The 26823-nt window shown below is 41.7% G+C and carries 24 protein-coding genes; 8 read left to right on the top strand and 16 right to left on the bottom strand.

Annotated elements, in window-relative coordinates:
* Positions 1-34: 34 nt before the first annotated feature.
* The 5 genes from ACMUMQ_RS08560 to ACMUMQ_RS08540 all read left to right on the top strand — a co-directional run bounded on the left by ACMUMQ_RS08560 (position 35) and on the right by ACMUMQ_RS08540 (position 5802).
* Positions 35-802, top strand: coding sequence for a TnsA endonuclease N-terminal domain-containing protein (locus ACMUMQ_RS08560; RefSeq protein ID WP_414681572.1), 768 nt, complete (start codon positions 35-37; stop codon positions 800-802).
* Complete coding sequence (locus ACMUMQ_RS08555) at positions 735-2681, top strand: TnsB C-terminal domain-containing protein (RefSeq protein ID WP_414681571.1); 1947 nt, start codon at positions 735-737, stop codon at positions 2679-2681. The genes ACMUMQ_RS08560 and ACMUMQ_RS08555 overlap by 68 nt, the downstream gene beginning before the upstream one ends.
* Before the next feature lie 3 nt (positions 2682-2684).
* Positions 2685-3647, top strand: a complete 963-nt coding sequence (locus ACMUMQ_RS08550; protein ID WP_414681570.1) for a TniB family NTP-binding protein — start codon at positions 2685-2687, stop codon at positions 3645-3647.
* Positions 3644-5494 carry a TniQ family protein gene (locus ACMUMQ_RS08545; RefSeq protein WP_414681569.1) on the top strand — a complete coding sequence of 617 codons (1851 nt, stop codon included), beginning with the start codon at positions 3644-3646 and terminating at the stop codon, positions 5492-5494. Before ACMUMQ_RS08550 ends, ACMUMQ_RS08545 begins: the two co-directional genes overlap by 4 nt.
* Before the next feature lie 98 nt (positions 5495-5592).
* A complete protein-coding gene (locus ACMUMQ_RS08540; RefSeq protein ID WP_414681568.1) occupies positions 5593-5802 on the top strand; it encodes a hypothetical protein in 210 nt (69 codons plus the stop codon).
* 179 nt (positions 5803-5981) lie between these two features.
* On the opposite strand, the gene ACMUMQ_RS08535 is transcribed toward ACMUMQ_RS08540, so the two are convergent.
* The 14 genes from ACMUMQ_RS08535 to def all read right to left on the bottom strand — a co-directional run bounded on the left by ACMUMQ_RS08535 (position 5982) and on the right by def (position 21853).
* Positions 5982-6575 (bottom strand): histidine phosphatase family protein, encoded by a 594-nt coding sequence (locus ACMUMQ_RS08535; protein WP_414681567.1) that lies wholly within the window; start codon positions 6573-6575, stop codon positions 5982-5984.
* Positions 6576-6695: 120 nt separating this feature from the next.
* Entirely contained in the window at positions 6696-8669 is a 1974-nt protein-coding gene (gene fhuB / locus ACMUMQ_RS08530; RefSeq protein WP_414681566.1) for a Fe(3+)-hydroxamate ABC transporter permease FhuB, read from the bottom strand.
* 8 nt (positions 8670-8677) lie between these two features.
* Complete coding sequence (locus tag ACMUMQ_RS08525) at positions 8678-9625, bottom strand: iron-siderophore ABC transporter substrate-binding protein (RefSeq protein WP_414681565.1); 948 nt, start codon at positions 9623-9625, stop codon at positions 8678-8680.
* On the bottom strand, positions 9619-10386 hold the full coding sequence (locus tag ACMUMQ_RS08520) for an ABC transporter ATP-binding protein (RefSeq protein WP_414681564.1): 768 nt from the start codon (positions 10384-10386) through the stop codon (positions 9619-9621). The genes ACMUMQ_RS08525 and ACMUMQ_RS08520 overlap by 7 nt, the downstream gene beginning before the upstream one ends.
* Positions 10374-11096, bottom strand: a complete 723-nt coding sequence (locus ACMUMQ_RS08515) for a siderophore ferric iron reductase (protein WP_414681563.1) — start codon at positions 11094-11096, stop codon at positions 10374-10376. Before ACMUMQ_RS08515 ends, ACMUMQ_RS08520 begins: the two co-directional genes overlap by 13 nt.
* Positions 11097-11113: 17 nt before the next feature.
* Entirely contained in the window at positions 11114-13252 is a 2139-nt protein-coding gene (locus ACMUMQ_RS08510; protein ID WP_414681562.1) for a TonB-dependent siderophore receptor, read from the bottom strand.
* A gap of 91 nt (positions 13253-13343) precedes the next feature.
* The gene (locus ACMUMQ_RS08505) at positions 13344-14246 is read right to left on the bottom strand and encodes a helix-turn-helix domain-containing protein (RefSeq protein ID WP_414681561.1); all 903 of its coding nucleotides are present in this window, start codon (positions 14244-14246) and stop codon (positions 13344-13346) included.
* Between the two features lie 227 nt (positions 14247-14473).
* On the bottom strand, positions 14474-15031 hold the full coding sequence (gene gmhB, locus ACMUMQ_RS08500; protein WP_414681560.1) for a D-glycero-beta-D-manno-heptose 1,7-bisphosphate 7-phosphatase: 558 nt from the start codon (positions 15029-15031) through the stop codon (positions 14474-14476).
* A 54-nt stretch (positions 15032-15085) separates the two neighbouring features.
* Positions 15086-15556 (bottom strand): Cys-tRNA(Pro) deacylase, encoded by a 471-nt coding sequence (gene ybaK, locus ACMUMQ_RS08495; RefSeq protein WP_414681559.1) that lies wholly within the window; start codon positions 15554-15556, stop codon positions 15086-15088.
* A 39-nt stretch (positions 15557-15595) separates the two neighbouring features.
* Entirely contained in the window at positions 15596-17044 is a 1449-nt protein-coding gene (locus ACMUMQ_RS08490) for a TrkH family potassium uptake protein (RefSeq protein WP_414681558.1), read from the bottom strand.
* A gap of 112 nt (positions 17045-17156) precedes the next feature.
* Complete coding sequence (gene trkA / locus ACMUMQ_RS08485) at positions 17157-18530, bottom strand: Trk system potassium transporter TrkA (RefSeq protein ID WP_317005584.1); 1374 nt, start codon at positions 18528-18530, stop codon at positions 17157-17159.
* 388 nt (positions 18531-18918) lie between these two features.
* Positions 18919-20268: a 16S rRNA (cytosine(967)-C(5))-methyltransferase RsmB gene (gene rsmB / locus ACMUMQ_RS08480; RefSeq protein WP_414681557.1), complete on the bottom strand. Its 1350-nt coding sequence runs from the start codon at positions 20266-20268 to the stop codon at positions 18919-18921.
* Positions 20268-21263 (bottom strand): methionyl-tRNA formyltransferase, encoded by a 996-nt coding sequence (gene fmt, locus ACMUMQ_RS08475; protein ID WP_414681556.1) that lies wholly within the window; start codon positions 21261-21263, stop codon positions 20268-20270. The genes rsmB and fmt overlap by 1 nt, the downstream gene beginning before the upstream one ends.
* Positions 21264-21334: 71 nt before the next feature.
* Positions 21335-21853: a peptide deformylase gene (gene def / locus ACMUMQ_RS08470; protein WP_317005587.1), complete on the bottom strand. Its 519-nt coding sequence runs from the start codon at positions 21851-21853 to the stop codon at positions 21335-21337.
* 223 nt (positions 21854-22076) lie between these two features.
* Between def and dprA the strand changes: the two genes are divergently transcribed.
* Complete coding sequence (gene dprA / locus ACMUMQ_RS08465; protein ID WP_414681555.1) at positions 22077-23348, top strand: DNA-processing protein DprA; 1272 nt, start codon at positions 22077-22079, stop codon at positions 23346-23348.
* A gap of 63 nt (positions 23349-23411) precedes the next feature.
* Here the strand turns inward: dprA and hslR are convergent, their stop codons facing one another.
* A complete protein-coding gene (gene hslR, locus ACMUMQ_RS08460; protein ID WP_414681553.1) occupies positions 23412-23831 on the bottom strand; it encodes an Hsp15 family ribosome-associated heat shock protein in 420 nt (139 codons plus the stop codon).
* Between the two features lie 55 nt (positions 23832-23886).
* Between hslR and cysQ the strand changes: the two genes are divergently transcribed.
* A complete protein-coding gene (gene cysQ / locus ACMUMQ_RS08455) occupies positions 23887-24732 on the top strand; it encodes a 3'(2'),5'-bisphosphate nucleotidase CysQ (RefSeq protein ID WP_414681552.1) in 846 nt (281 codons plus the stop codon).
* A gap of 130 nt (positions 24733-24862) precedes the next feature.
* Here the strand turns inward: cysQ and ACMUMQ_RS08450 are convergent, their stop codons facing one another.
* A complete protein-coding gene (locus tag ACMUMQ_RS08450; protein ID WP_414681551.1) occupies positions 24863-25453 on the bottom strand; it encodes a TetR/AcrR family transcriptional regulator in 591 nt (196 codons plus the stop codon).
* Between the two features lie 91 nt (positions 25454-25544).
* On the opposite strand from ACMUMQ_RS08450, the gene fabF reads away from it, so the two are divergent.
* Complete coding sequence (gene fabF / locus ACMUMQ_RS08445) at positions 25545-26822, top strand: beta-ketoacyl-ACP synthase II (RefSeq protein WP_414681550.1); 1278 nt, start codon at positions 25545-25547, stop codon at positions 26820-26822.
* Position 26823 lies beyond the last annotated feature (1 nt).

The raw sequence follows: 26823 nt of genomic DNA, 5'->3' as shown, positions 1-26823 counted from the left end.
TAAATTTTATTGCCAATATAGGTAAGGGATTTTTATGTCTTCAAAAAATATCGTAGTTCCTATTGGAGCTAGACGAGGTACTCGGCTGAATCTAAATATTGCTTCTCAGCCACCTATTGCAAGAGTTCGAGAGCCTGTAAGACCAACAGCGGGTAAAGTTGTCGGCTTCTTTCCATCAACAAAGATGAATAGCCAAATTGCTTGGGAGTCACAATTAGAAAAGCGAGCTTGTTTCTTATTTGAATTCTCTTCTTGTGTTATTAGCTATAGAGAACAACCACTGACTATCTATTTTCCTAGTGATGGCTATTTCAGGAGATACACCCCTGACTTCGAGTTGATTTTAAGTGGTGGTGAGCGTGTTTACGTTGAGATCAAACCAGCCTCTAAACTAAAAAATGATTCTTTGAAGATGAAATTACGAGATATATCTGAGTTTTTTCATAAACAAGATTGTCAATTCATTGTGATAACCGATGAAGAGCTTAATCAACCTACTCGACAAAGTAATCTTGCGCTCTTAAGGCCATATCTATCACTCAAATTTAACCCTGAGTTAGTTAATGCTGCGACCACATTCATACAGCAGAGCGATTGCGTAGATATAAGCGACCTGTCTGAGTTCACTGGCTCTCTCAATACAGCCTATTCATTGATTGCCCAAGGCCACATTAGGATCAATCTTGATCAATTACTTTGCCTCAATACCCTACTAACTGTTCCTAAGGAGTTTAATGATGAAACTTGCCTCTTTAAATACCGGACTGCGCCTAACTTTGAACGAAATCCCATTCACAGTTAGTCGTATTCTTGAAGGTGGTGAATGTTATCTTGAGCGACGATCTGATTTAGCTATCGTTATGAAAACAAAAGAGGAATTGATCAGTGCTTTTTATGATGGTGATCTGGTTTTAGATGGGAAAAATGTTACTCCGTCTTCTGCACTCAGAAGTGAGATAGATCTAAGTGGTGTTTCTGAAAAAAGTCAGCAGCAGATCATGCGTAAATACCTATATGTTAAAACTGCTAGAGATTTACTTGGTAACGCACCTCAAAAAGACAAGCTTCAAAAGGTGATAGATAAGGTATCAGATCAATTAGCGGATACTACAAGCCCAAGTGTATCTAGTGTTTATCGGTGGTGGAGAGACTGGCGCAATGCTGATTACAATATTCGTGTTTTGGCTAATAAACCCTCAGGCTCCACAGGTATAAGGAAATTTAAAGGGGTAGTTTATCAGGAGCTAGAGAAAGTGGTTGAAGATGTATTTCTCACACGGCAGAAGCTTACTAAACAAGCAACTTATGATGCATTAGTTGCTCGCCTTACCCTATTAAATAAAGCACGGGAAATACCTTTGCCTATATTGAGCAGGTCTTCATTTTATCGAATGCTGGCGAGTTTTGATAAGTATGATGCAATGGCTGCGCGAGAGGGGAAACGAGCCGCAGATAAAGCATTCAGAGCGACAGGAATGGGTGCTCAACCAAAGAATATTTTGGAAAGAATAGAAGTTGACCATACTCCAATGGACGTTCATATCTTGAACCCAGAAACCGGTGTTGCCGATGGGCGTCCATATTTAACACTTCTTCTTGATAGGTTTTCAAGAATGCCTTTAGGGCTAGAAATTGGGTTTGAACCTCCTTCTGAAATATCTGTGATGCGTGCGCTGCGCAATTCGATAATGCCAAAGAGTTACATTAAGAAAATATATCCAGATATCAAGTATTCGTGGCCTGCGTATGGTAAGCCAGCCATGTTGATTTGTGATAACGGCTTGGAATTTCACTCGCTTCAATTGAGACGCATGTGTGGAGAATTGGATATAGATTTACAATTCTGCCCAAAAGCAATGCCAGAATATAAAGGAGCTGTTGAGAGATTCTTAGGTACTTTGAATCGAGATGTGTGTCATCGTTTGCCAGGAACCTCATTTTCAAATATCAACCTTCGTGGTGACTATGATTCTGTCCGAGAAGCTAGAATCACACTTGATGATTTAAAGGAGCTTGTTCATGAATGGATTGTGAACATTTATAACCAGAAAACTCATAAAGTTACTCAAAGAACGCCCTTCGCACTTTGGAATGCAGGATTACAAAGAATTGAACCAATGTTGCCAGCAAGCAAAGAACAATTAGACCTGATTCTTACAACAGAAGACGAGAGAGTGTTAAGTCACCGTGGTATTGAATTTAAAGGACTGTTTTTTAACTCAGCAGACCTTCGGCTATTTAGATGTCGTGGTGGAGAGTCTATAAAGGTTAAGTTCAGATTTGACAAAGAAAACTTAGGCTTTATATGGGTTTATGATGAATTTGAAGGTGACTATTTAAAGGTTCCGTGTATAGATCATGAGTATTCAGAAGGGCTAACATTACGACAACATCTCCAGATTAGAGCTGAAGCTCGTGCTCAAGGTGCATCTGATCAAGATAACGAATCTTTAATGCATAGCAAGGAACGGTTTAGGCAAAAAATTGAGCAGAAGAGCAAACATAAGTTACTGAGAGAGCGTAGAAAAGCCGCTAGAGATAATTCTGAAACATTACAAAAACACCCTCAGAGCCTTGCTTGGACTCCAAATCAAATGAAGGTCTCCAGTCATGAAAACAGCATAGATGACTGGGATATTGATGAAATCCCTTCTTTTTCTGTAACAGAAAGGAAGGGGTAGCCAATGAACTTTTCAATAGAGCAATATCAGAAGCTAGCTTCACTTAGAAAGTTGGTTATTAATCACCCTCAGTTTGATAAGGCTTATCAAGCAATTGTTGATTCTTATCAAATGAAAACTTACGTTGATACTCCTCAAAATATTATTTGTGTGGGGCAATCTGGTACTGGAAAATCGACACTTAAAGAAAAAATGAAGCTTACCTACCCTAGAGTGAGAGGCAGTGAAAAGTTAGTTATACCTATTTTGGTTGTAGATACACCATCTGTACCAACGGTCAAAAATATAGCGGAAGAAATGCTGATTCAACTCGGTGACCCTCAATTTAATAAAGGTTCAGCAATAGAAAAAACCAACCGAATATTAAACTACCTAGAAATGTGTGAAGTGAAAATGGTGATCTTCGATGAATTACAACATTTCATAGATCAAGGTAAACGTCGAACACCCTATGAAGTATCTGATTGGTTAAAAACGGTTATTGATAAAGCTAAAGTATCGACCGTCTTGATGGGATTAGATCGCAGTGAAGAAATTCTAAAGGTTAATGAGCAGCTAAGAAGGCGGTTTAGTCGAAGGATTGATATACGGCCTTTTGATATTAATGAAAAAGAGTCTCGTGAAAGCCTTATTGGCGTAATACGTATACTGGATGAAAAAATAGGGCTACCTGAAAGTATTGATCTAAGGGATAAGAGCTTAATTAAGTCTCTTTATTTCGCGACTAACGGAATCATTGATTACTTAGTGAAGCTCTTTATTGGTGCCTATGAACAGACCGCAAAAATGAATTACAACGGCTTGAAAAAAGAATGCTTTCAGGTCGCTTTTACTGAATGTATCTGGGTTGAGGGTGTTGGGAAACTGAATCCATTTAATGAAAACTTTGTACATCACAAACTAGACAGAATAGGTATGCCCTTTCACCGAATGTCAGTCTCTTCAGAAGAGAGGCTTACATTATGAAGCCGATAGTTTCCTTTTTAATTGAACCTCTTATACATCCAGCTATGAAGGCAGATGAAGACCCATTTGGTTACCTTATTAGAATTGCGGAACTGAATGAGTATACGTTTTTTCATTGGCTCAATGCTAGGGGTAGTAAAACACTCAGTGTTAGTTCACCCCATAACCTTTATCCTGTATTGGCTAATACTAAGTGGGCTAGGTGTGACCTTAATAATCCTGTTGTGAAAGAAGTATTAGCTCTAAAGGTTGGCTATTTTGTACCTCAAAAATTGCGGTTTTGTCCTTTATGTATCCGAGATTATGGCTACTTTAAAGTCCATTGGCGCTACAAAACATCAGTAGCGTGTTTAGAGCATAAAATATGGCTTCATGATCATTGTTATTTATGTGGTAAGGCAGTATCTACTAAAAGTTCAAAGGTTAGGTTTTGTAGTTGTGGTGCTGATATTACAGAAACTGATGTTGAGAAAGTCTCTAGGGATGTTCTATCTATGCAATTATTCTTTGAAGGAGCCTTACAGCCTAGAGGTACGAACTTATCCTTGTTTAATGGCCATGAAGTATTGAACAAGGAAGATCGAATAGTTCTTCTTAATTTCTTTTCTAAATGGCTTCGTAATAGGATGATTTCTAGATCAGGGATTAGTACTAGTTTACGAGATATGCAGACCGCTAAAGACAATATGAAAGATGTCGCCGAAGCCTTATTTTCGGGGCATGCAGGTTACCATAACTTTCTAAAGCGGTTGCATGCTTTGGGTTGTAGCTCTGACGGAACTGACCTATTTATCAAATTTTACCGATCTTTTTATTTGAGTTTTCCTCAAGCATGTTTTCAGCCTTATAAAGACTATCTTGAGCGGTACATAAATAAATATTGGGAAAAACCACTGACGAAAAAAAATCATCATTTTGATAAGAAAACTTTAGATTCTCATCCATGGATCCCCTTCCAAACAGCTTGTCGTGACTATGATCTCAATAAGAGCGAGCTTAGTAGTGCAATAAAGCAAAACCTTGTCTGTAGTAAAGTGACTGTAATAGAAAGTAGGCAGTTCACGTTGATCTATAAACCAGATTTGGAAGCTAGGCTTTATAGAATTAAAGACCTCATTTGTGCCAAGCAATCAGCTTCTATCCTTGGTGTCACAAAACTTCAGTTTTATAAGTTACAGGAAAGCGGATGCTTCGATGTGATGATTAAACCGAATACTTACGGGAAATCCATTTGGCAGTTTTCAAAGGATGAAATTCTTAGATATAGGAGCTTATTTCTTCAAGATCTTACGGAGTTGTCTGGAGATTATTGGACGTTCTCTGAATTGCTTAAATACTTTGGCGGTCAAATAGAAAACTCGCTAATAACTTTGTTGAGAGCGATTGAGGCAAAAGATTTAAAAGTATCTGCTAGGTTAAAAGGTGCATCTGGTTTACCGTCTATGTTGTTCGATAAGAGTGATTTTAAAGAGTGGTATGAAGGTTATAAGGCTGTCGATAATTTACTGAGCATACCAGTAACAGCGAAATTGCTTGGCCTTCAACAGCAATTCACCTATCAATTAGTTGATACTGGGTTGATTGAAACTCAATCGAAAAATGGTACTACTTTGAAGTGGGTGTCTCAGAAAGGTATTGATGACTTCCGAGAGCGATACGTTTTGCTAGCGAAGTTAGCTAAGCGGGCTCAAATCAGCTCAAAAGCGTTAATGAAGCATTTAGCTGATCGAGAAATTTACCCTATTGATGAGCAATGGAAAGTACCACTTCGACAGAAAGTATATGAAAGACAATATCTAGCTAATGTGCAGCTTATAGCTGATCACCTTTCCGCTCTGTCCAATTAGTTCATTACCTAGTTCAACATGGCAAAATTATGTTTCTGAACTAATATCAATCAGCTGGCAATTGTAATTCGACAATTGCCTTTTACAGGGAGAACGTAATGGGTATTAGTGATCATGATTATGTTAATTTTTCTGAAGATTATGAGCTGAACCATAGGCTTAAATCAGTAGACAAACGCCAAACACAGGGAAACAGGGATATTCTTGTCTTAATGGGCATTGAGTTGAAGACTTCGCTAGGTAAAGTAAGGCTACTGCATAGTGAGTTTCATCCATACGTAGTGAAGCAGAAAGCAAGACTAGAGTAATCTCTCTAGTTCTCAAATTACGGGATTCCTTGTGGTTTAGGCTAAGGATTACAGGATTTTAAGTAAATTGAAAATTCCATAATCCTTGAACTCGTCAGCAATTACGTGAGCAACTGAGTTCTCGAATTACGGGATCCCACATTAAGGTTGAATCAAAAAAAGCGGTTAGAGTGAAAACTCTAACCGCTTTTTTTTATCTGTGTATTTAGCTCAGACAAAATGGTGTATTCACCATTTTTAGGGTCAGGTAAGGAGGATAAGTCACTAAGTGGTGTGGATTTATAATAGGCGACAGCGGCTTTGATGGCGATCCAATGGGACACTATCAATATGTTCTTCCCCTTCTCTTTTGAAAAAATCGCCTGTAATTCGGAGACGACTCGATCCTGTAGTTGTTGGTAGGTTTCCGCGCCAGCTAAATTGAATTTGTCTTGTTCTTGCCAAAAGTAATGGTATTGCTGAGGATCAGATAATAAGGTTTCCGGTTTTGTTTTTCCTTCCCAAGGTCCAAGGTTAATTTCTTTTAAGTTGTTTGAAATAACAACATCTATATCTCGTTGATCAATGATGAGTTCGAGAGTGTCTTGAGCCCGCTGCAAAGGGCTGACATAGGCTTTATGTATTTCATAACCTTGCAAAGCGTGTTTGGTGTTTAGAGCTTGTTCTTTGCCCTTTTGTGTCAGGGGTGAGTTTTTATGGCCTTGTAGCCGGTGTTCTTTATTCCACTCGGTTTGGCCGTGTCTAACTAAGAATAGATTGGTTACGGATGACATGTAGGTTCCCTATTGGATCGACACTGTGCTGCTTGTTCATAATACATCTTACTGAGCGGAGGTTGTATTAAGGTTACAGCCTTTATATCAGTAATTAAGCTAGGAGCTGCTATCGAAAAGCTAGCGATTAAGACTTCTACGATTCCTAAGTAGGATGAGAGTAAAATACGCCCCACCGATAATCGCCACCATGGTTCCTGCTGCCAATTGATTAGGGTGGATAAGGGTTTGTCCTAGCCAATCAGAGAATTGCAGTAAGCTGGCACCAAGCAAAGCAGAAACAGACAGTTGTGATAACACAGTTCGAGCACCTAACAGGCTCGCTAAGTGTGGAGCCACAATGCTGATAAACACAATAGGGCCAAGTAAGGCAGTAACAGATGCACATAAAGCGGCGGCCAGCATGAGTAATAATACAAAGTTTGGTCGTACCGCAACGCCACGAGCGGCGGCCGTTACTTTCCCCATAGACATAAGGGTGAGTACTTTGTGCAAACTAAGACTGAGCAATATCAACACGCTACTGACCACACATAAGAGTACGGCTTGATCGGGTGTCACTCGATAAGTAGAACCTGCGAGCCAACGCAAAATGTCGTAAACTTCATCTGTACCTTTCATTAGACTAAATTGAACCAGTGTTTCTATTAAGGCAGACAAGGCCACACCAGTAAGTATCATTGGCGCGGCTGCGAAGCGGAAACGACGACCTAATAGAAGCAGAATAAACAGCACTGTCATACTACCAACAAAGGCAACCAGCGGGCCAAGTTGCCCCATACGAATGCCAAAGTAAGCACTGAATCCCACCATGGCTAATACGGCCCCAGCAGACAGACCAAGTAAATCTGGGCTCGCCAATGGGTTGTGAATCAGCCTTTGCATAATCACACCAGATACCGCCATGGCGGCTCCTGCAGATAAGGCGGATAATAAACGTGGCCACTTTAGTTCCCAGCTAAATTCATTGGGAAGGTGCAAAACAAAGTGATCGAGTTCAAAGTGAGAAAAGATGCCAAGCAGAATAATCATAATGAGTAAGGCAAAGACAAAACATAGGCCTTTTTGACTCAGGTGTGATTGCCCACGAATGGTCTGAAAGCTGGTATTCGTTTCTTGGTTTTTCTGGCGCAATATTAGCCAGATTAGCATTGGAGCACCGAGCAATGCGGTGGCGAGTCCCGTTGGTACGATATCGAAACTGAATGTACCAATAAACAAGGCCAAATTGTCCGCCATGATAAGAATTAATGCACCCAGTAAGCTTGACCAGTAAAGCTCTGAGGTGGCGGTTCGAGCACCAATTAATCGCGCCAGATTGGGTGACACCAAACCTAAGAAACCAATAACGCCCACCATGGTAATGGCGGCGGATAACATCCAAAGTCCACACAACATTAATATTAGAAAAAGAGCAGTGACATTTAGGCCACGGCCTTTCGCACCGCTTTGCCCTAGGCGTAATAAGGTCAGCGGTTTTCCTGCATAGAGTAATATGGCAATACCAACCAAGCAGTGTGGCCATAACCAATGAAATTTGTCCCAGCCATTTTGGCTAAGATCCCCTGCTCCCCAAATAAATAAGTTCTGCGCGTATTCTTCATTTAAGAGAATGAGCGCAGTGGTTATAGCGCCAAATAGAAGGTTCACCGCCATTCCAGAGAGAACAATGGATAAACCTGTGAGCTGGCGAATACCACTGATTAATAACACCAAAGAAAGCGCCAAGATGGAGCCTGTCATAGCTGCCATGGCTTGATAATGAGTTTGGCCTTCTGGCCAAGCAATAGATAAAACAATCAAACCTAACCAAGCACCACTGGATGTTCCGAGTGTGGTGGGTGATAGCAGAGGATTACGAGTGAGTTGCTGAATAACACTGCCGATCAAGCCAATACAAGCGCCTACTAGCAATGCCATTGCCAATCGCGGTAAGCGTGAAAATGCCCAATCAATTTGGTCGAAATCTTGTTCTACATGACCTTGGAGTATTTGCCATTGGGTCATTAGGCTGAGGTTTGAGTCAATTTGCAAAAAGCTAAAAGCAAACAAACACAGGGCGATCATCGCCCCGTATTGTAATCTATTACTCATGGTGTTCATTATTTACCAGTGTTGTTTTCATTAGGAAGTGACAACAGTGCGTCTGTCATAGCTTCGGCTAAGTATTGTAGTGACATAGCGCCACCGTATGTCCAAGTGGAGGCGATAGGTGCCACTTTGCCTTGCTGAACAAATGGCATGGCTTTCCATAATGGGGACGCATTCAGTTTCTCTTCTTCATAGAAAGGTTGGAAGTAGAGCAACACATTGTCATCAACGGAACGTAAGAATTTAATTTTCTTTTGAGTTACGCCCCATTGGGTGTTTTTAAGTGACAAAGCATTGTCGATGCCGAGCGCATTAAGTGCGTATTCAGGCATGGCGTTTTTGCCATAGACGTAAGCAGATGTGGTGTTAGCAAATCGCATACTGGCGACTTTTGGCATGCCTTCTGGGTATTTTGCTTCCAGTTTGGCTTTAAGCTGATTGAGTACTTTTGCTCGGTTTGTTAGCTTTTCGGTGGCAATGTCTTGTTTATCCAATAAGGTGGCGATGGTTAGGAAAACTCGATCGGCGGCTTCTGCGTTGTTGTGGTCTTTCTGGTAGGTATTGAAAAAGACAACCGGCGCGATTTTTTCTAGTCTTGATTTTATTCCTTCTAATGCCGCACCAATTAGAATCACATCCGGCTTGAGTTGGGCGAGTTTTTCTAAATTAGGCTCTGCTCTATCACCTATGTCTTGGCTGGAAGCTGGTAAAGCTGGTCGTGTTACCCATTCTTCATAGCCTTTCATATCCGCCACAGCAATAGGCTCAACACCCAGTTCAATGACGTTTTCTGTCAGCTCCCAGTTTAAGCTGGCGACTCGTGTTGGTGCTTCGGCAAAGACTTTCTCACCAAGGCTGTCTTCAATGCGGATGTCAGCGTATAACGCGCTGCTAGCACAACATAGAATTGCAATAATCCCTTTCTTTATGTGGGGTAATTTAGAAGTAAGTACTAACATACAATGGCCACCTTAGAATCATGTTGAGGGTGTGGAATGAGAGACATTGGTACGCCGTATAAGGCTTCCAATTGTTTGGCTTCCATCAATGCATCTGGTGCACCTTGGAAAAGAACCTTGCCTTGTTTCATGGCTAATATGTGATCGGCGTAACGGGCTGCAAGATTGATATCATGAAGAATGAGGATCATCCCTTGGCCTGTTTCACGGTTTAGAGTTTGTAGCAAATTCATTAATTCATATTGATGAGCCACGTCCAATGCGGAAGTCGGTTCGTCTAATAACAACACTGGCGACTGCTGAGCAAGTAACATAGCAATCCAAGCACGCTGACGTTCTCCACCAGATAAGTCTTCTATAAATTGATTGCTATAGCTTTCGATACCCACTTGTTGAATGGCGTTGCGTACTATTTCGGTATCTTCTTGCTGATGTTTTCCCCATGTTCCGCGCCAAGGGAAGCGTCCTAATTGAACAAGTTCTTCTACGGTGAGGCCGGACGAACTGGGTAAATGCTGAGGTAAAAAAGCAATCTGCTGAGCCAAGGTTCTCTGTGAAAAATCCGTCAAGGCTTGGTTATTGAAATGAATCTGTCCGTTGTCGGCTGTCATTTGACGGGCTAAACATTGCATTAAGGTGGTTTTGCCTGAGCCATTATGCCCTAGGATGACGGTAACCTTGTCGCTGGGAAGCATTAATTGAGGAATGTCCAAAATTCGTCTTTGGTTTCTTTCTATCAAAATCTTGGTTAATTCAAACATAGGGTTTCCTGAGACTTTTTATGTTGTCGAGGACAGTTAGCACAGATTTCGCCATCGTCACGGCGAAAATGCAAACAGCAGGTTCGTCGTATGAAACTCACCTTCTCAGCGTCTTGCTGTAATCTGTTTAGTGGCGCTAAAGGTAAATCTAAATGCTTGGCCCAAAGTGCGTATTCATGGCGCATGGCCTCTATCGAAGCGGAAGGATCCGCCAGCACTACGGTATCCATAATTTGATCGGCCAATAATGCTCGATACAGAGTTTGCCGGCCTCCATGAAGAGCCAAATGTGCTGTTTCATAGGCATTAAAAAGAATGGCTAATTTTCCGGCCGTATAAGCGACCAGTTCATGATGCTCAGCATGGAACCAATCACCTTCTGGTAACGCGTATCCTGCGATGTAATTGTGTTGCTGATATTGGTGTAACTGGTCTAGGTTTTTCGGTGTTTTCTTTAAATGATAAACACAAATCAGCGCCAAATAGATTGGCTGCCAACAGGATAATCCCCAAGATCTTACACGCCAATAAGGCGCACCCGTTTCCGGATGCGCCTCTTGTAGTGTGAGAGATAAATTTTTCAGGAAAGCTTGAGAAGATGAAACAGATAATAAGTTATCAGTTTCATCAAGTTCTTCTAATCGTTTTCCTTCTAAAGCGGCTATGTAGCCCTTACTCTCAATGAAAAGGTCGTCTAAATACCCTTTCATATTATTGCTCTAGCCTTTTAGAACTCATAACGCCCCTTCAACTCGAAAGAACGATCTGCGCCGTACCAGCAGTTATCTGTGTCGTAGCATGAGTAGTAAACTTCATCGAAAACATTTGATACGGAAAACTGGACACTTGCGCCTTTAAAGTCTGCAGATAATTGAGCCAAATCATACCCAACAGATAAATCTACAAGAGTATAAGAAGGTACAGTATCTGAGTTTGCTGCGTCGATTTGCATTTCACCAACATAACGCAAACCTGCTCCAAAAGAGGCACCTTGTTCAGGTTTGTAATTTAGCCAAGCGCTGAACTGCTGCTCAGGTGTCCAAATCGGTGTATTTCCTTCGATACCACTATTATCTTTCGTGATTTCAACATCTTGGAAAGTATAAGCTAGGCTAAGGTTTACCTCTTTAGAAAATGCTTTTGCGAGTTCTAGCTCAAAGCCTTTCGAGGTCACTTCACCTACTTGGATTAAATCATAAGCCGTACCATCTGGATCGGTTGTGGTGACATTGCTTTTCACAATATGGAAAGCGGTTGCCGTCGCTAACAAGTCTCTTTGTTGGTATTTGATGCCTGCTTCTATTTGATCTGCTGTCGAAGTATCAAATTCGTTACCGTCTTTATCCGATCCACTGACAGGCTCAAAGCTTTGAGCAAAGTTAATGAAGGGAGAAATACCGTTATCGAATTGGTATAAAGCACCGATTCGGCCACTTAGCTGGTTTTGATCTATTTCTGTCGTGGCTTCTGAACCGTATTTGGTTCCAGTTTCTTTATAGTCGTATTGATCGTAACGAGCGCCAGCTAAGAAAACCCAATTGTTGAATCGAACTTGGTCTTGTACATACAAACCTGTTTGCTCTTTGTCGATTGTGAAATCACTGTTGTAATAAGCCAAAGCTGTCGCTGTTTCTAGATCCAAGGTGTCTGGATCAATTTGATCGTAATCAGGGTCATAAATGTCAATGCTAGCAATTGAGACTGCATCTTTATAAATAATGTCTGATTCCAGTTTTAGATAGTCCACACCGAATAAAACGTTGTGCTCCATCTCACCTAGATCAAAAATAGTTGAAAGCTGGTTATCTATATTGAAGCCTTTAGATGATTCATCTGTTAAATAGGCACTTCGATAAAGTGTACTTCCGTCTGCATCTAAGCCTAAATTATAGGTATTCTCTTGGTAAGCTTCAGCGACGGTCACACGGGCGTTTTGTAAGAAGCTCCAATTGTTATTAATCTTATGATCTAGCTTGTAGCCAAAAAGAAGCACTTCTCGCTCATATGTTTCCCAATTGATATCGCCTGCATAAGCATCATTACTTAATTGACCATCTGTGTTGTTGTAATAAACGGTTCCTGTTGATGGTAAAGAGGAATATGCACCTGCACTTGGATCGTTTTGGTAGTACATATTTACATTTAGCAGAGTGTCTTCAGACAGTTTGATGTCCAATGATGGCGCAATCATGATGCGCTCTTCTTTAGTTGTCGTTGCCTGTCCGTCTTTCTGACGAGCTAAGCCAACAACACGATAGTTTACGGAATCACTAATTGCCCCAGTACTATCAATTTGGATCTGTTTTTTATTATCGCTACCAACGGCTACTTCAATGCTGTTTTGCGATTCTTCTTGTGGAGATTTGGTTATGATGTTGACCATGCCTCCGGGAGGCATTTCACCGTAGAGAGTCGATGTAGGCCCTTTGAATATCTCAATTTGTTTGATTGCTGCAACATCGATTTGCGGCTGAAGGTTCCAGTCGTTGTATAGCAATGGTAAGCCGTCTAGTAAAACTGTATCGTTATCAAAACCTCGGATATTGAAAAGGTCGAGACGTGTGACGGCTCCCCCACGTAGCTCGGTATTTACACCGGCACTATAACGAACCGCTTCTGATATAGTATCCAACCCTTTCTCTTCTAGCTCTTCACTGTCAATAATCGAAATTGCTTGTGGTGTCTCTTCTGGATCAAGCTGAGTTTTGGTCGCTGTGTTACGGTACGTTTGGCCTTTTACTTCAAGTGTATCTAGCGTATCAAGGCTTTCAGTATCTGTACTTGTTTCTTCTGAGTAAGCCAAGGAAGTAGATGCAGCAATCGCTACAGCCAGCAAAGTCGGTCTAAATGGTAATGAAGGTTTCATTTTTGCTCCAATAATGAGAAACATTGGTGAGAATGATTGTCATTTTATTGCTGTGTGTGGAGTAAAACTTAACCTTTTGGTGCATAGTCACTTAATGCTTACGTGATTTTGACGTATTACGAGGTGCAACAGGCAGCCAATATTCCATATAACTGTTTTTGCAGTCTGGTTTGTAGTTAGGTGAATAGACTTCCAGTTCAAAGCCTGGAACATTGCGGTAATTTGATTCTGGTAACCAGTGAAAGAAGAACCACTCTACTGCGGATTCTAAAGCACTGACTTCACCATGAACTGGGATTACGGCATATTCCTGTTCAGGAATGAAAAGCGTGTTGTCTTGTAGCGCTTCATCCGTTGGATAACCTGCCCAATATAAGAGCTCATCTGGACGATCGGCTCTTTCTCTTGTATCGATCACGCCCATTGGCTTTTGAATCAGTTGGTCGATATGAGAAGGATGTTTTTCTGCGAACCCTTTCCAAACGGTTGGCACTTGCTCTATGAAGTTTGGAGCATTTGAGAACGGCCCGAATATCCAATCACAATGCCCCATTAGCGTGAATGCAGGACGAGTTTCAATGCGAATCTGGGTGAAAGGCGTTGGCGCTACCCAGCTGCGTTTTGGGGTGCAGTATTTAAGCGGTGTTCGCAGCCCGACTCTTTTTCCTCGTTGGCGATACTCACGAGGTGAGCATTGGAACATTTGTTTGAATGCTCGGCTGAAGCTAATTTCAGATTCGAAGCCGCACAGAATCGCAATATCAATATGCTTATTTTGTGTATTAAGCAGTAGCTCAGCCGCGTTGCTCAAACGTAATTCCCTAACATACTGGGCAACCGTAAGCCCTGTTGCACTTCCAAAAACTCGCTGAAACTGCCAACGAGACCAGCAGCTTTTTTCAGCTAAATTGATGACATTGATCGGTTCATCAAGGTGCTCATGAATGTAGTCGAGCACTTTTTCAATGCGAGTTAATGTAGTGGAGTTTGGCATAAAAGGTAACTTTTCATTTAACAATGATTATCATTTGATTGTAGCATGATTGATTCTGATATTTGACTACTAAGATCACTTTTTAACCAAAATAATGAGCAATGTGTTTTCATTGTGAGGAAGGTTTTTTTATTAATAAATTTGTAAAAGGTACTGGGTAAGTCATTTGTTAGTAAGCAGACACATCGAATGTGTGTACTTACTAACTTTATTTTCTTGTTCTTGAATTATGTATACTTAAACAAGGTTGCAATACTGAAGGCGGCTAAGTCTGTATAAACCGTGAATGGGAAATCTATTTTCTTATATTGAGTTTCACGGCCTTTTCCGGTTAACACCAACACAGGCGCACAACCACGAGCTTCGCCTGCTTGAAGATCCCTCAGAGAGTCTCCAACCATAATCGCTGGGTGTTCTTGAAAAGATAACCCAAGCTGCATTTCGATTGCTTCTATCATGCCGCTTTTGGGTTTACGACAAGCACAATTGTCATCTGGGCCATGAGGACAATATTCTACCCCTGAGATTTTGCCGCCCTCTTTTTCCACCAAACTGATCATCTTATCGTGCATGGCGTGTAATGTTGCTTCGTCATAATAACCACGAGCAATACCAGACTGATTTGTGACAACAAATATTTGAAAGCCAGCTTTTGATAACGCCGCGATGGATTTAATGCTGCCAGGAAGAGGTAGCCACTCTTCAACAGATTTTACATATTGATCTGAATCTTGGTTAATCACACCATCTCGGTCTAGCAGAATAATGGGCTTAGTTTGTGCCATGAGAAATTGCCTTGCTATAAATATGAATGAAATAGAGAGCAGCTTGTTGAGAGATTAAGCTTGGCCAATGTCAGCGAATATTGCATTACGGCAAGTTTTACTGAGATCTTGAGGTGACAAGCCTATATCCAATCCTCGTTGTCCTCCACTCACATAGATTGTTGAAATGTTTTGCGCACTTTGGTCTATGCAAGTAATAAGGCTTTTCTTTTGTCCTATTGGACTGATTCCACCAACCAAATATCCCGTTAAACGTTCTGCTTCTTTCACATCGGCCATACGTAACTTTTTTACCTTGAAGGCACTAGCGGCGCGTTTCAAATTCAAGGTGCCGGTAACGGGAACAATGGCGACAAAGAATTGTTTGTCGTCAGTAACTAATAAGGTTTTAAACACAGACGCCGGATCAAGGCCAAGTTTCTGAGCGGCCTCTTCTCCAAAATTTGAGCAGTTAGCATCGTGCTCATATTCATGAATACTGAATGGTACTTTTTGCTTCTTCAGTTGGTTTATTGCTGGCGTCATGTGTTCTCTTTCACTCCTTAGAGACTATCTTTGTTGTGTTTACTTTTGCCAAAACATTGGGGTAAATAATACCAACAAAGTGAATACTTCTAGACGACCTAACAGCATAGAGAAACACAACATCCACTTTGCAGGGTCGCCAATGCTCTCAAAACTTGCCGCAACGTCCCCCAAACCAGGGCCAAGGTTATTTAGCGTGGCTGCCACCGCTGACCAAGCTGTTACTTGGTCTAATCCTGTTGCCATCAAGCCTATCATCAAAATGATATAGACCAGTAAGTAAGCAGAGAAAAAGCCCCATACAGCAGAAACGACTCGTTCTTGAATGGCCTTGCCTCCGACCTTAACTGGAATGACTGCGTTAGGGTGGATCAATCGTTGAATTTCACGCATGCCCTGTTTAAGAATTAACAGAATACGAATAACCTTCATACCGCCACCAGTTGAGCTGGCACAACCGCCAACAAAGGAGGTAACGATTAATAAGAAAGGTAAAAAGTGTGGCCAGCTTGAGAAGTCGGATGTGCTGAATCCAGAGGTTGTTGCAATGGAAACACTTTCAAATACCGCGTAGCGTAAAGAAGTTCCCCAATCAAAAGTGGCTGTCATTGCCAATACTAAAGTAGACAGCAAGACTGTGCTTGATAGAAGGAATAAGAAGAATCGTGCTTCAGGGTCTTTGAAATAATGCCAAACGCTCTTATGTCTCCAAGCGAAGAAATGCAGTGCGAAATTAAACGCGGAAACAATCATGAAGAATGTACAAATAAGCTCAATAGCGACGCTATCAAAGTAACCGATACTGGCATCGTGGGTTGAGAAACCACCAATCGCCACCGTTGAAAAACTGTGGCAAATAGCATCAAACAAGCTCATTCCAGCAATCCAATAACCTAAAGCACATACGCTAGTGAGAGTTGCGTAAATGTACCAAAGGGCTTTTGCGGTTTCTGCAATGCGTGGTGTGAGCTTAGTGTCTTTTACTGGGCCAGGTGTTTCTGCTCGGTAAAGCTGCATACCACCGATACCTAACATTGGCATGATAGCCACGGCTAGAACGATGATACCCATACCGCCTAACCAAGTAATCCACTGGCGATAAAACAGGATAGATTTCGGTAAATCATCAATCCCTGTCAAAATGGTCGCCCCCGTTGTTGTGAAGCCAGACATGGATTCAAACAAGGAGTCAGTGAAAGAAAGGTCTGGGTTTTCAGATAGGAAAAACGGCACTGAGCCGAAAAGACCAAGCACTGTCCAGAAAAGAACGGTGACCAAGAAGCCATCTCGAATCTTTAATTCCCCTCTCGCCTTTCGAACAGGGAACCAAAGTAAAAAACCACCTAATAAGTTGACTGCCAGTGCATACAAAAAAGCATCTAGCACGCCGTCGTTATAAATCAGAGAAACAATAATGGGAGGAATCAGCGAAATACTGAAAACCATAACCAATAAACCAATGACACGGGTGATGACACTAAAATGCATACTTGTTTCCTAGAGCCTAATAACATTGACTGATTAGGCGTCTGTTAAAATTCCAACAAACTTTGGCTTCCTACTCTTCTTCCGACAGAAAAAGAATGTACTTAAATATCACTTAAAAGAAAGTTAACCCTACTTGGAAAAGTTGTTCTACAGCAGGGATTTGCTTTTTATTGGTGACGAAAAGAATAACGTGATCCTCTGCTTGAATAACCAACTCGCTGGTGGCAATAATAAGGTCGTCTTCACGAACGATAGCACCAATGGTTGCACCTTCAGGAAGGTTAAGATTCGCGATGCTTCGCCCTACTACTTTAGAAGAACGATAGTCTCCATGAGCAACGGCCTCTAATGCTTCCGCAGCACCTTTACGCATAGAGTGAACGTTCACAACGTCACCACGGCGAATGTAACTTAAAAGAGAGCTGATCGTCGTTTGCTGAGGTGAAATGGCGATATCTATCATGCCTTCTTGAACAATATCCACGTACGCTGGGTTATTGATAATCGTCATAACCGTTCTAACGCCCAAAACCTTAGCCAACATAGAAGACATGATATTGGCTTCATCGTTGTTGGTCAGAGCACAGAACACATCCGTTGATTCAATGTTCTCCTCAAGTAACAGTTCTTGCTTAGAAGCGTCTCCGTTTAACACGATCGTGTTGTCTAATGTTTCTGATAGATAGCGACAACGCTCGGCATCTCGTTCAATGATCTTAACGCGATATTCTTTTTCTAGGCTCTGAGCTAAACGCTCACCGATGTTACCACCGCCTGCGATAATGATTCGACGATAAGGAATATCAAGCGGGCGTAGTTCACTCATAACATCAAGAACATCGCGCTGAGCCGTAAGAAAGAAAACCTCATCATTTGCGCGAATGTAGGTATTGCCGTCAGGAGAAATAGATTTTCCGTCTCGATAGATTGCGGCGATTCGTGTTTGAATCGATGGCATGTGCTCTTTTAAAAAGCTAATTTGCTGGTCAATCAGAGGACCGCCTTTTTCTGCTTTTACAACCACGAGCTGAACTTTACCTTCTGCAAACTCCATTACTTGCAATGCGCCAGGGTAACGAATCAATCTGCTTAAATGCTTGGTTACTTCTTTTTCTGGACTGATACGAACATCCATTGGCATTGCTTGGTCGCAGAATAACTCAGGGTATTTTGAATAAGCACTGGAGCGGATACGGCCAATCTTTGTTGGCGTTTTAAATAGAGTGTGAGCAACCTGACATGCCACCATATTGGTTTCATCTTGGTTACTAACGGCAATGAGCATATCGGCATCATTACAGCCTGCTTGATCAAGCACGTCTGGGTGTGATCCATTGCCTTGTACTGTTTGAATATCTAGCCTGTCTTGTAGCTCTCTAAGGCGATCTAAATCTTTATCAACAACTGTAATGTCGTTATCTTCACTTGCTAGGTTTTCTGCAAGCGTGGCACCAACCTGCCCCGCGCCTATAATAATGATTTTCATATTCTGCCTTAGAGCCGGATGTGTTTTGAGACTCTGCGTTTGGTGTTCTAGTTTGTTGTTTATCTAGGCTCTTGCGATCAATGGAATCACACCACAAGGCTTTTCATTAAGGTAGGTTAAGTTTAACCACTTAAGCAGAAATATTTAACTTGATCTTGGAAAATACTCGTAATTATTTTGGCTTATTCTCTATGGCCTTCGATTCTTAACATTTATTCTTGTTAAGCGTTTTTGGTCGGTATGGAAAGTGTTTGGTTTGAAGCTTTTTTAGCTGTTATAAGCAGATAAAAAAATACCCGGCCAACTGTGTTCCATGTGAAACAGTTAGCCGGGTTATGTTTTAAAAGAAACGATTTATCAATGATTTGTCTGTACCTACCGAGAGGTCTTACTTATCTATTTTTTGCAGTAAGCAATAATAGAAACCATCATGGCCTTCTAAACTTGGGAATAGTTGGCGACCGTGACTAACAGGAGTCCCCCATTCTAATTCAAAACCTTGATTAAGCGTATTGAGCGGAACCTCTTTAGCATCGTGATTTTCTTCTAGAAACTGATGTACTTGCTGTTCATTTTCTTCTGGCATCAGTGAGCAAGTTGCATAAAGCATAAAGCCATTCGGTTTAAGTGTTTTCCAGACTTGGCTTACTATCTCTTTTTGTATTTCAACAAGTTCAGTGATGTCTGCAGGCTTGCGATTAATTTTAATATCTGGGTTTCTACGAATCACTCCTGTAGCAGAACAAGGAACATCCAATAGAATTTTGTCGAATTGTTCTCCGTCCCACCAAGCATCTAGATCGCCAGCGTCTGCACAAATCAAATGAGCAGAATAGCCCAAACGCTCAAGGTTGGATTCTATTTTCTCCATTCGCCAAGGCTCTAGTTCAACAGCGGTTAATTCAATGCCCGTTGCTTTTTCTAAAAGGTGCCCTGTTTTTCCTCCAGGTGCCGCACAAGCATCAAGCACTTTTTCTCCAGATGTAGGAGAAAGAATATGTGCAGATAGTTGAGCCGCTTCATCTTGTACGCTAGAGAAACCTTCTTCAAAGTTTGGTAGCTCAGTCACTTTCACTGCCTTTTTTAGGTACAAAGCAGATGCAGAAAAGAGGCCTGTATCTGATTTTATGCCTAACTCTAGTAACTGTGCTTGGTATGTTTCACGTGAAACTGAACTTTCATTTACTCGAATACACATAGGTGGATGCGTATTACTCGCTTCTATTATTTGCTCAAGATAGTCTGGCCAATGCTTATTAAAACGTTTTACTAACCATTTTGGGTGGTTATATTCAACAGATGGCATAGATTCCAAGTTTGCTGTTATTTCATCCCCTTCCCTTTGGTAACGACGTAAAACAGCATTCATTAGTTTTGTCGCCCAGTCTTTCTTAAGTATCCGACAAGCTTCTACTGATTCATTCACTGCCGCGTGATCAGGAGTATTCATATAGCTAAGTTGGTATAGGCCCAAAAGCAAGGTCGCGTATAAATCTGTATCCTTTTCTTCAAAAGGATGTGAAAGCAAACTTAATGCAATGCTGTTCAGCTTTGGGTACTGACGACAAACACCAAAACAGAGTTCTTTCAATAAAGGGATATGTTCACTCGCCACGCTAGTTTGATGGCGAGCGAGTTGCGTACTTAAAGAGCCTTGTTGAAGAAGAATATTAGCAATGATCTCTATGGCAACTTGTCGAGCGCTGTGCTGAATTGATGTTGTATCAGATGCTTTCATTATAATGTTTGCTCACCTTTGTTCATGCCTAAGCATTGGCCGATTTCCAAAGCCGATTTATGTTTACCATTTAGTGCATCTTGAACCTTCATTCGCTTCCCGCCTGCAAACTGTATTTCAGTAATCAATAAACTTCCTTTACCGGTTACAACCGTAATTCCCTGTTTATTAGACTCTAGAATCTCACCTGGTTTTTTAGCATTTTGATTATTACTTTCTGCCATTTTAGCGCTGTGTATTTTCATCACGCCTTCACAGCTTGTTGTATAAGCAGAAGGCCAAGGCGATAGACCGCGAATTTGGCGCTCGATCAAGTCAGCAGACTCAGACCAAACAATATCCCCTTCTTGCTTTGTCAACTTCGATGCGTAACAGGTTTGGCTTTCATCCTGCTGTTCTGGAATGAGCTCGTCCTCTTTGAGCTTTTCTAAGGCGGAAATCAGAGCTTCTCCACCCAAAGGCGCAAGACGTTCATGAAGTGAAGCGTAAGTGTCTGTTGGGATAATGTCGCAATAGGCTTTGAGTAACATGTCACCTGTGTCTAATCCCACATCCATTTGCATTATGGTGATGCCTGTTTGCTTGTCATCTGCGATCAAGGCGCGATGGATAGGAGCCGCCCCACGCCAACGAGGCAAGATAGAAGCATGCACATTGATGCAACCTAGTTTAGGTGTGTCTAAAACCGCTTTAGGTAAGATGATGCCGTAAGCCGCTACAATCATGATGTCCGCGTTTAGGTTTGTTAGAACTTGTTTATCTTCATCCAGTTTAAAGTTAATAGGTTGCAAAACCTCAATGTTGTGTTCAACAGCCAATTGTTTTACTGGGCTTTGTACTAGCTTCTTACCACGACCTGCAGGACGATCTGGCTGAGTATAAACGCCGACTAATTCATAGTGATTAGCCTCTTGATGATCAAGCAATGCTTGTAAGCTTGCTGCTGCGAATTCAGGTGTTCCAGCAAAAACAATGCGAAGTTTTGTTTGTGACATAGATTGTTCCTTAATAAAAAAATCAGGCCAAGGCCTGATTTTTAAAACAGATAAGAGGAGTGGAAGTCTGTTTAGCCCCTACTTTTAAGAGCCTGCTTTTGAGCTTTTTCAAGTTTGCTCTTAATGCGATTTCTCTTCAGAGGTGATAAGTAATCCACCATAAGTTTTCCATCAAGGTGATCGACTTCATGCTGCACACACACCGCCATCAGTTCATCCACTTCCAATTCAAATGGTTTGCCATGACGATCCAATGCTTTCACCTTTACTTTGGCGGCACGATAGATATGTTCATAAAAACCAGGTACAGATAAACAGCCTTCTTGGAATTCATTTGCGGCTTCATCAAGAATTTCAAATTCTGGATTGATGAAGACAATCGGCTCATTACGTTCTTCTGAGAAATCCATCACAACCAAACGATAGTGGTAGTCGACTTGAGTTGCAGCTAAACCGAGTCCATTTTCGTCATACATGGTATCAAGCATGTCATCGATTTGAGTTTGTAGCTCATCAGTAAATTCAGTAATGGGTTGCGCGACTTTGCGCAAACGTTTGTCTGGGTATTCTAGTACGGGTAAAACGGCCATGATCTTTTTCCAACAATATCTTTGTTCGTGAGCGAAGACGATCTCTCCTGCTCTTTTAATGGGGCTATTGTAACGCAACTCTTTCCATTGATCAGTCTTCTCATGGCGGTTTTTTGGTCAATATGATTGAATGGGTTTATAGTCAAAGTTAATTTGCACTTAGTGAGATTATTTTAGGCAAGGAATGCCTATGTATTTTAGTGGATCGCAAGGAAGCCGTCTTATGGAAAATTCTCGTTTAACGGGTTTAACAAAAACCGATTGGCTGTGCTTCAGCTTCTTAGAAGGTATTGGCCCCGCACGTTTATCTCGTCTTTATACTTACCTGAATCAACTTCAAAAGCACTCTTCAGATCAAGAGCTCATGACTCAACTGTTATTTGAAGACGATCAAGAATCTGGAAGAGTTTTATCTTATGAATTATTAAGGGCTTTAAAGTGGCCCGAAATTACGGCTCGGCAAGCGATGGATTATCTTTCAAGTGGAATTCTCTCAAATGAGCAAAAGCAAAAACGCGACGATACGCTCGCTTGGCTCGAGGCAGAGAATCACCATTTGATTCTGCAAGAAGACAATGATTACCCTGAAGAGTTAAAAGAGATTAATGTTGCTCCTGCATTTTTTTATCTTGAAGGAAATAGAGAGGCTCTAACACATCCTAAAATTGGCATTGTTGGTGCTCGAAAATGTACTCGCTATGGTCGTGATGTGACTTTCCAGTTTGCAAAAAAGTTATCCGATTATGGGGTTTGCGTCGTAAGTGGAGGCGCTATGGGAATTGATACAGCTGCTCACCAAGGTGCATTAGAGAGTCAAAAAACACCTACTATTGTGGTTGCAGGGACAGGGTTGTTACATAGATATCCGAATCGTAACCTGCCTCTCTTTGAGCAAGTGTTAAAACAAGGCGGCGCAATAATAAGTGAATACCCACTAACAACTTCTCCTAGGCCTCACCTATTTCCGCCTCGTAATCGAATTATCAGTGGTTTGAGCATGGGGGTTCTTGTTGCGGAAGCTTCAATAAAAAGTGGCTCTTTGATTAGTGCCAGCTACGCAGTTCAGCAAAATCGTGAAGTGTTCGCTTTGCCCGGTCGTTTGCCTGATCCACAATCAGAAGGTTGCCACCAATTATTACGACAGGGAGCGACCTTAGTGCGTTCTGTAGAAGATATTTTAGATGAGTGCTCCCCTATTCGCCTTGTAACTTCTTCTACCAGCAGAAAGGAAAGTAACAAAGGTAGCGAAATACTTGAGACCAAAAAAGAGCATACACTCGCGTTGGTTATCCCCTCTTTAAAACCTTTATCGGATAAGGTGTCTGATGAAGCAAGGCTTGTGGCTGCGCTATTGGAAAAGGAAGCTGAGGCTATGGATTTTGATATGCTCATACGACAAACAAAGCTAAATGCTGGAGTCATGATGCAGGTGCTGATGGAGCTTGAACTGTTAGGCTGTATTGATAACCGTGAAGGTTTGTATAGCCGATGTTAGATTGATAATCCCTTTGCACGATTGAGAGGTCTTTTACATCGTGCAAGGGAATGACAAGATAGCTTAATCTCTGTCGCTGAAAATATCTTTCTTGAGCTGCTTGATATCACGACGTTCTTTTTTGTTTGGCTTATGGTCTGCCATGATACGACCACCATAAGATTTATTTTCCAAAGCGCGACGTTCTCGCTTCTCAATAGACTCTTTGGTTTCTTCATAAAGTAGTTGTGCTTCAGGTGCGCCACGTCGCTGTCCACTGATTGCTTTAATCTCAACGACCTTTTCATCCCAACCTACTCGAATACCGATTAAGGCGCCCACTTCAACATTGCGACTCGCTTTACCTTTGCTGCCATTGTAAGTCACCTTTCCTCCATCAATAGCATCCTTGCAAAGAGAGCGTGTTTTGTAAAATCGTGCGGCCCAAAGCCACTTATCTAAACGAACAGCTTGTGGTGTAGACTGCTTTTCTGCTTTACTCATAAGTCTGTTTTACTCATAAAATATGTTGACCGTATTTGTTGTCATAGAGGCTGTCATGAAGGACGTTAGTTCACACCCTATTTTTCAAGCTCTTCAAAAAATAATACACGATGCCGCTGATGTGATCATGGATATTTATCAACGTGCAGATTTAGGTGTAGAGCAAAAATCGGATGATAGTCCTGTGACAGCGGCTGACCTAGCTGCCCATAATGTCATATTAGCTGGATTGAAAACACTCACACCTGATATCCCTGTTTTATCCGAAGAAAGTAGGGGTGCTGCGGTGACGTTTGAAGAGCGATCTAAATGGTCGATATTGTGGGTTGTTGATCCATTAGACGGAACGAAAGAGTTTATAAAGCGAAACGGCGAATTTAGTATCAACATCGCGCTTGTTGAAAACGGCGAACCTATTGTTGGAATGGTGTATTTACCAACGACAACAGAAGGCTACTTTGGTGTTACTCGATCATGGAAAGATTTGCCAACAGGAGCGATAAAGTGGCAAGGAAACGAATACGAAAGTATTAATGTTCGTGAACCGCGAGAACCAATCATTGCCATGACCAGTCGCAGTCATGGCCCAGCTCTACCGAAAGACCTGAAAGAAACCTTAAAGCTAACTTACGAGCAAGTGAGAGAGCTACCCAAAGGAAGCTCGATAAAAGGCTGTCGTATTGCCGAAGGCATTGCGGATTTACATCTGCGCCGAGGCCCGACAAGTGAATGGGACACGGCCGCTCAACAAGCCATCATAGAAGCTGCAGGTGGTATGCTAGTGACGCCTACAGGAAAACCTTTTAGGTATAATCAACGTGAGACACTTCTTAATGGCCACTTCTTTGTTTCTGGCCCTGAAATAGCACCGAGCATCATTGATTGGTATAAGAAAGATTAAAAAGCCTTGGCCCTATCTGTAACCATTTCAAAAACCACAAAGCCTGCAAAATGTTTCACGTGAAATAAGTCGGTAGGAATTTATAAACAAAACAATCAAATAGTCTTTTTCACTGGTCAAAAAAGAAGGATTAACCTGTCACCTTAAGGCTATTGTTAAGACGATGAAATATGCGTGCTTGAGCTCTATTTAAAAAGTCTTTTTGTAATGACTGAGTGAAAGAGCGTGCAATGGCGACGGTTCCCACAAGAGAGACGACTGTTTCTTCAGCCAATTCTTCTGCTTCCTGACTTCCTTGCTTTTTTAAAATCCCTGCAAGTCGTTCAACTAGGTTATCAAAACAAACCTGATATGCCTGGCGAACTTTCTCATCTTTATGGGCGGCATCTGTTACTAAAAATTCTAAAGGTGAAGGATGTTCTTTATCCGTCCGACCCCAACTTAAATAGCGCGATACTAAAGCTTTTAAGTGGGTTTCTTTTTCTTCTGTATTTTTATGATCTCTTGCCCAAAAAGCATGAGAGCTAGCAAAAGCCATAGCGGCTTCATACAAACTGCTCTTACCTGAAAAGTGAGCATAAAAAGCGCCATGAGTCATGTTTGCTTTTTTCATGATTTGTGTGAGTGTGACACGATCAAAACCATGGGAGCAAAACAGCTTTGCAGCCGCTTGTAAAATGCGTTGACGAGTTTGTTCTTTGTGCTCTGGCGTGTACGGCATATTTAGTCTCCTAAATATTATCTTGATCATATAAAGACTCACTCTAGCATGGGGGTTTTCGTTATGTCGAATTCTAGTTTGGAGTGTTCTTATGTTATCGAAACAACGTATTGTTATTACAGGAATGGGATTGGTGTCTCCCTTAGGTTTGGGGGTTGAATCTGTTTGGCAGCGTTTAATTCGAGGCGAGTCTGGTATTAGCCAACTGCCTACTGATTTATCGGATGGATTAAATACGCTTATTGCTGGACAAGTGCCTAGTCACACAGAACAAGAAAATGGTTTGAATGAATCTGATTACCTGTCACCTAAAGAAAGAAAACGAGTAGATCTGTTTACTCTTTTTGCACTGGCTTCAGCAGACGAAGCCTTAACTCAGGCTAATTGGTTCCCTGAAGACAAAACAGACAAAGAGGCAACAGCGACCATTATCGCAACAGGTATTGGCGGCTTACCAACTATTACGCACGCACAGTCTGTTTTAACTGAGCAAGGCGCACGACGTTTATCACCTTTCACTGTTCCTGCTTTTTTAGCCAACCTTGCTGCAGGGAATGTCTCCATCAAATATGGATTCCAAGGACCAATTGGTACACCTGTTACGGCTTGTGCAGCTGGTGTGCAAGCCATTGGTGATGCCATGAGAATGTTGCGCACAGGTGAAGCAAAAGTTGCCTTAGCTGGTGGTACAGAGGCTTGTATTGATCCTCTTTCTCTCGCCGGTTTTGGTGCTTTAAAAGCATTATCAACAAACAATGCAGAGCCTGAAAAAGCGTCCAGACCTTTTGATAAAGACAGGGAAGGTTTTGTAATGGGAGAAGGTGCCGGTTTAGTTGTGTTGGAAACTCTTGAACATGCCTTGGCTCGAGGTGCGACGCCTTTAGTCGAAATTGCTGGGTATGGCACCAGTGGTGATGCTCATCATCTTACATCTGGGCCAGAAAGTGGCGAAGGGGCTGCTCGTGCTATGTCGGCGGCGCTGGCTATGGCCAATGTGCCTGCTGATAAAATTGGTTATGTGAATGCGCACGCGACTTCCACTCCTGTTGGTGATCGAGGAGAGATCAATGCGCTTCGTAGCCTTTTTGGAAGCACTATATCTAATGTTCCTATTTCTTCTACTAAGTCTGCAACAGGACATCTTCTTGGTGCTGCAGGTGGCGTAGAAACTATTTTCAGTGCTCAGTCATTAATCAGTGGTGTTCTACCGCCTACGCTGAATCTAGAGCAACCAGAAGAAACTATGGCGGATTTGGATTTGATTCCAAAAACGGCCCGAAATAAACAAGTGGATTATGTTCTATGTAACGGTTTCGGCTTTGGTGGTGTGAATGCTGCTATTATTTTGAAGCGCTACGTTAAAAGCTAAG

The organism is Marinomonas algae, assembly GCF_047525555.1.
Lineage (GTDB): Bacteria > Pseudomonadota > Gammaproteobacteria > Pseudomonadales > Marinomonadaceae > Marinomonas.
The sequence above is the reverse complement of the archived record's forward strand: the minus strand, read 5'-3'. Positions and strand labels throughout refer to the sequence as shown.

What these genes read in the sequence shown, in the direction of transcription:
- ACMUMQ_RS08560 (WP_414681572.1), top strand. Translation starts at nt 35, where the DNA reads ATGTCTTCAAAAAATATCGTAGTTCCTATTGGAGCTAGACGAGGTACT.
- ACMUMQ_RS08555 (WP_414681571.1), top strand. Translation starts at nt 735, where the DNA reads ATGATGAAACTTGCCTCTTTAAATACCGGACTGCGCCTAACTTTGAAC.
- ACMUMQ_RS08550 (WP_414681570.1), top strand. Translation starts at nt 2,685, where the DNA reads ATGAACTTTTCAATAGAGCAATATCAGAAGCTAGCTTCACTTAGAAAG.
- ACMUMQ_RS08545 (WP_414681569.1), top strand. Translation starts at nt 3,644, where the DNA reads ATGAAGCCGATAGTTTCCTTTTTAATTGAACCTCTTATACATCCAGCT.
- ACMUMQ_RS08540 (WP_414681568.1), top strand. Translation starts at nt 5,593, where the DNA reads ATGGGTATTAGTGATCATGATTATGTTAATTTTTCTGAAGATTATGAG.
- ACMUMQ_RS08535 (WP_414681567.1), bottom strand. Translation starts at nt 6,575, where the DNA reads ATGTCATCCGTAACCAATCTATTCTTAGTTAGACACGGCCAAACCGAG.
- fhuB (WP_414681566.1), bottom strand. Translation starts at nt 8,669, where the DNA reads ATGAGTAATAGATTACAATACGGGGCGATGATCGCCCTGTGTTTGTTT.
- ACMUMQ_RS08525 (WP_414681565.1), bottom strand. Translation starts at nt 9,625, where the DNA reads ATGTTAGTACTTACTTCTAAATTACCCCACATAAAGAAAGGGATTATT.
- ACMUMQ_RS08520 (WP_414681564.1), bottom strand. Translation starts at nt 10,386, where the DNA reads ATGTTTGAATTAACCAAGATTTTGATAGAAAGAAACCAAAGACGAATT.
- ACMUMQ_RS08515 (WP_414681563.1), bottom strand. Translation starts at nt 11,096, where the DNA reads ATGAAAGGGTATTTAGACGACCTTTTCATTGAGAGTAAGGGCTACATA.
- ACMUMQ_RS08510 (WP_414681562.1), bottom strand. Translation starts at nt 13,252, where the DNA reads ATGAAACCTTCATTACCATTTAGACCGACTTTGCTGGCTGTAGCGATT.
- ACMUMQ_RS08505 (WP_414681561.1), bottom strand. Translation starts at nt 14,246, where the DNA reads ATGCCAAACTCCACTACATTAACTCGCATTGAAAAAGTGCTCGACTAC.
- gmhB (WP_414681560.1), bottom strand. Translation starts at nt 15,031, where the DNA reads ATGGCACAAACTAAGCCCATTATTCTGCTAGACCGAGATGGTGTGATT.
- ybaK (WP_414681559.1), bottom strand. Translation starts at nt 15,556, where the DNA reads ATGACGCCAGCAATAAACCAACTGAAGAAGCAAAAAGTACCATTCAGT.
- ACMUMQ_RS08490 (WP_414681558.1), bottom strand. Translation starts at nt 17,044, where the DNA reads ATGCATTTTAGTGTCATCACCCGTGTCATTGGTTTATTGGTTATGGTT.
- trkA (WP_317005584.1), bottom strand. Translation starts at nt 18,530, where the DNA reads ATGAAAATCATTATTATAGGCGCGGGGCAGGTTGGTGCCACGCTTGCA.
- rsmB (WP_414681557.1), bottom strand. Translation starts at nt 20,268, where the DNA reads ATGAAAGCATCTGATACAACATCAATTCAGCACAGCGCTCGACAAGTT.
- fmt (WP_414681556.1), bottom strand. Translation starts at nt 21,263, where the DNA reads ATGTCACAAACAAAACTTCGCATTGTTTTTGCTGGAACACCTGAATTC.
- def (WP_317005587.1), bottom strand. Translation starts at nt 21,853, where the DNA reads ATGGCCGTTTTACCCGTACTAGAATACCCAGACAAACGTTTGCGCAAA.
- dprA (WP_414681555.1), top strand. Translation starts at nt 22,077, where the DNA reads ATGGAAAATTCTCGTTTAACGGGTTTAACAAAAACCGATTGGCTGTGC.
- hslR (WP_414681553.1), bottom strand. Translation starts at nt 23,831, where the DNA reads ATGAGTAAAGCAGAAAAGCAGTCTACACCACAAGCTGTTCGTTTAGAT.
- cysQ (WP_414681552.1), top strand. Translation starts at nt 23,887, where the DNA reads ATGAAGGACGTTAGTTCACACCCTATTTTTCAAGCTCTTCAAAAAATA.
- ACMUMQ_RS08450 (WP_414681551.1), bottom strand. Translation starts at nt 25,453, where the DNA reads ATGCCGTACACGCCAGAGCACAAAGAACAAACTCGTCAACGCATTTTA.
- fabF (WP_414681550.1), top strand. Translation starts at nt 25,545, where the DNA reads ATGTTATCGAAACAACGTATTGTTATTACAGGAATGGGATTGGTGTCT.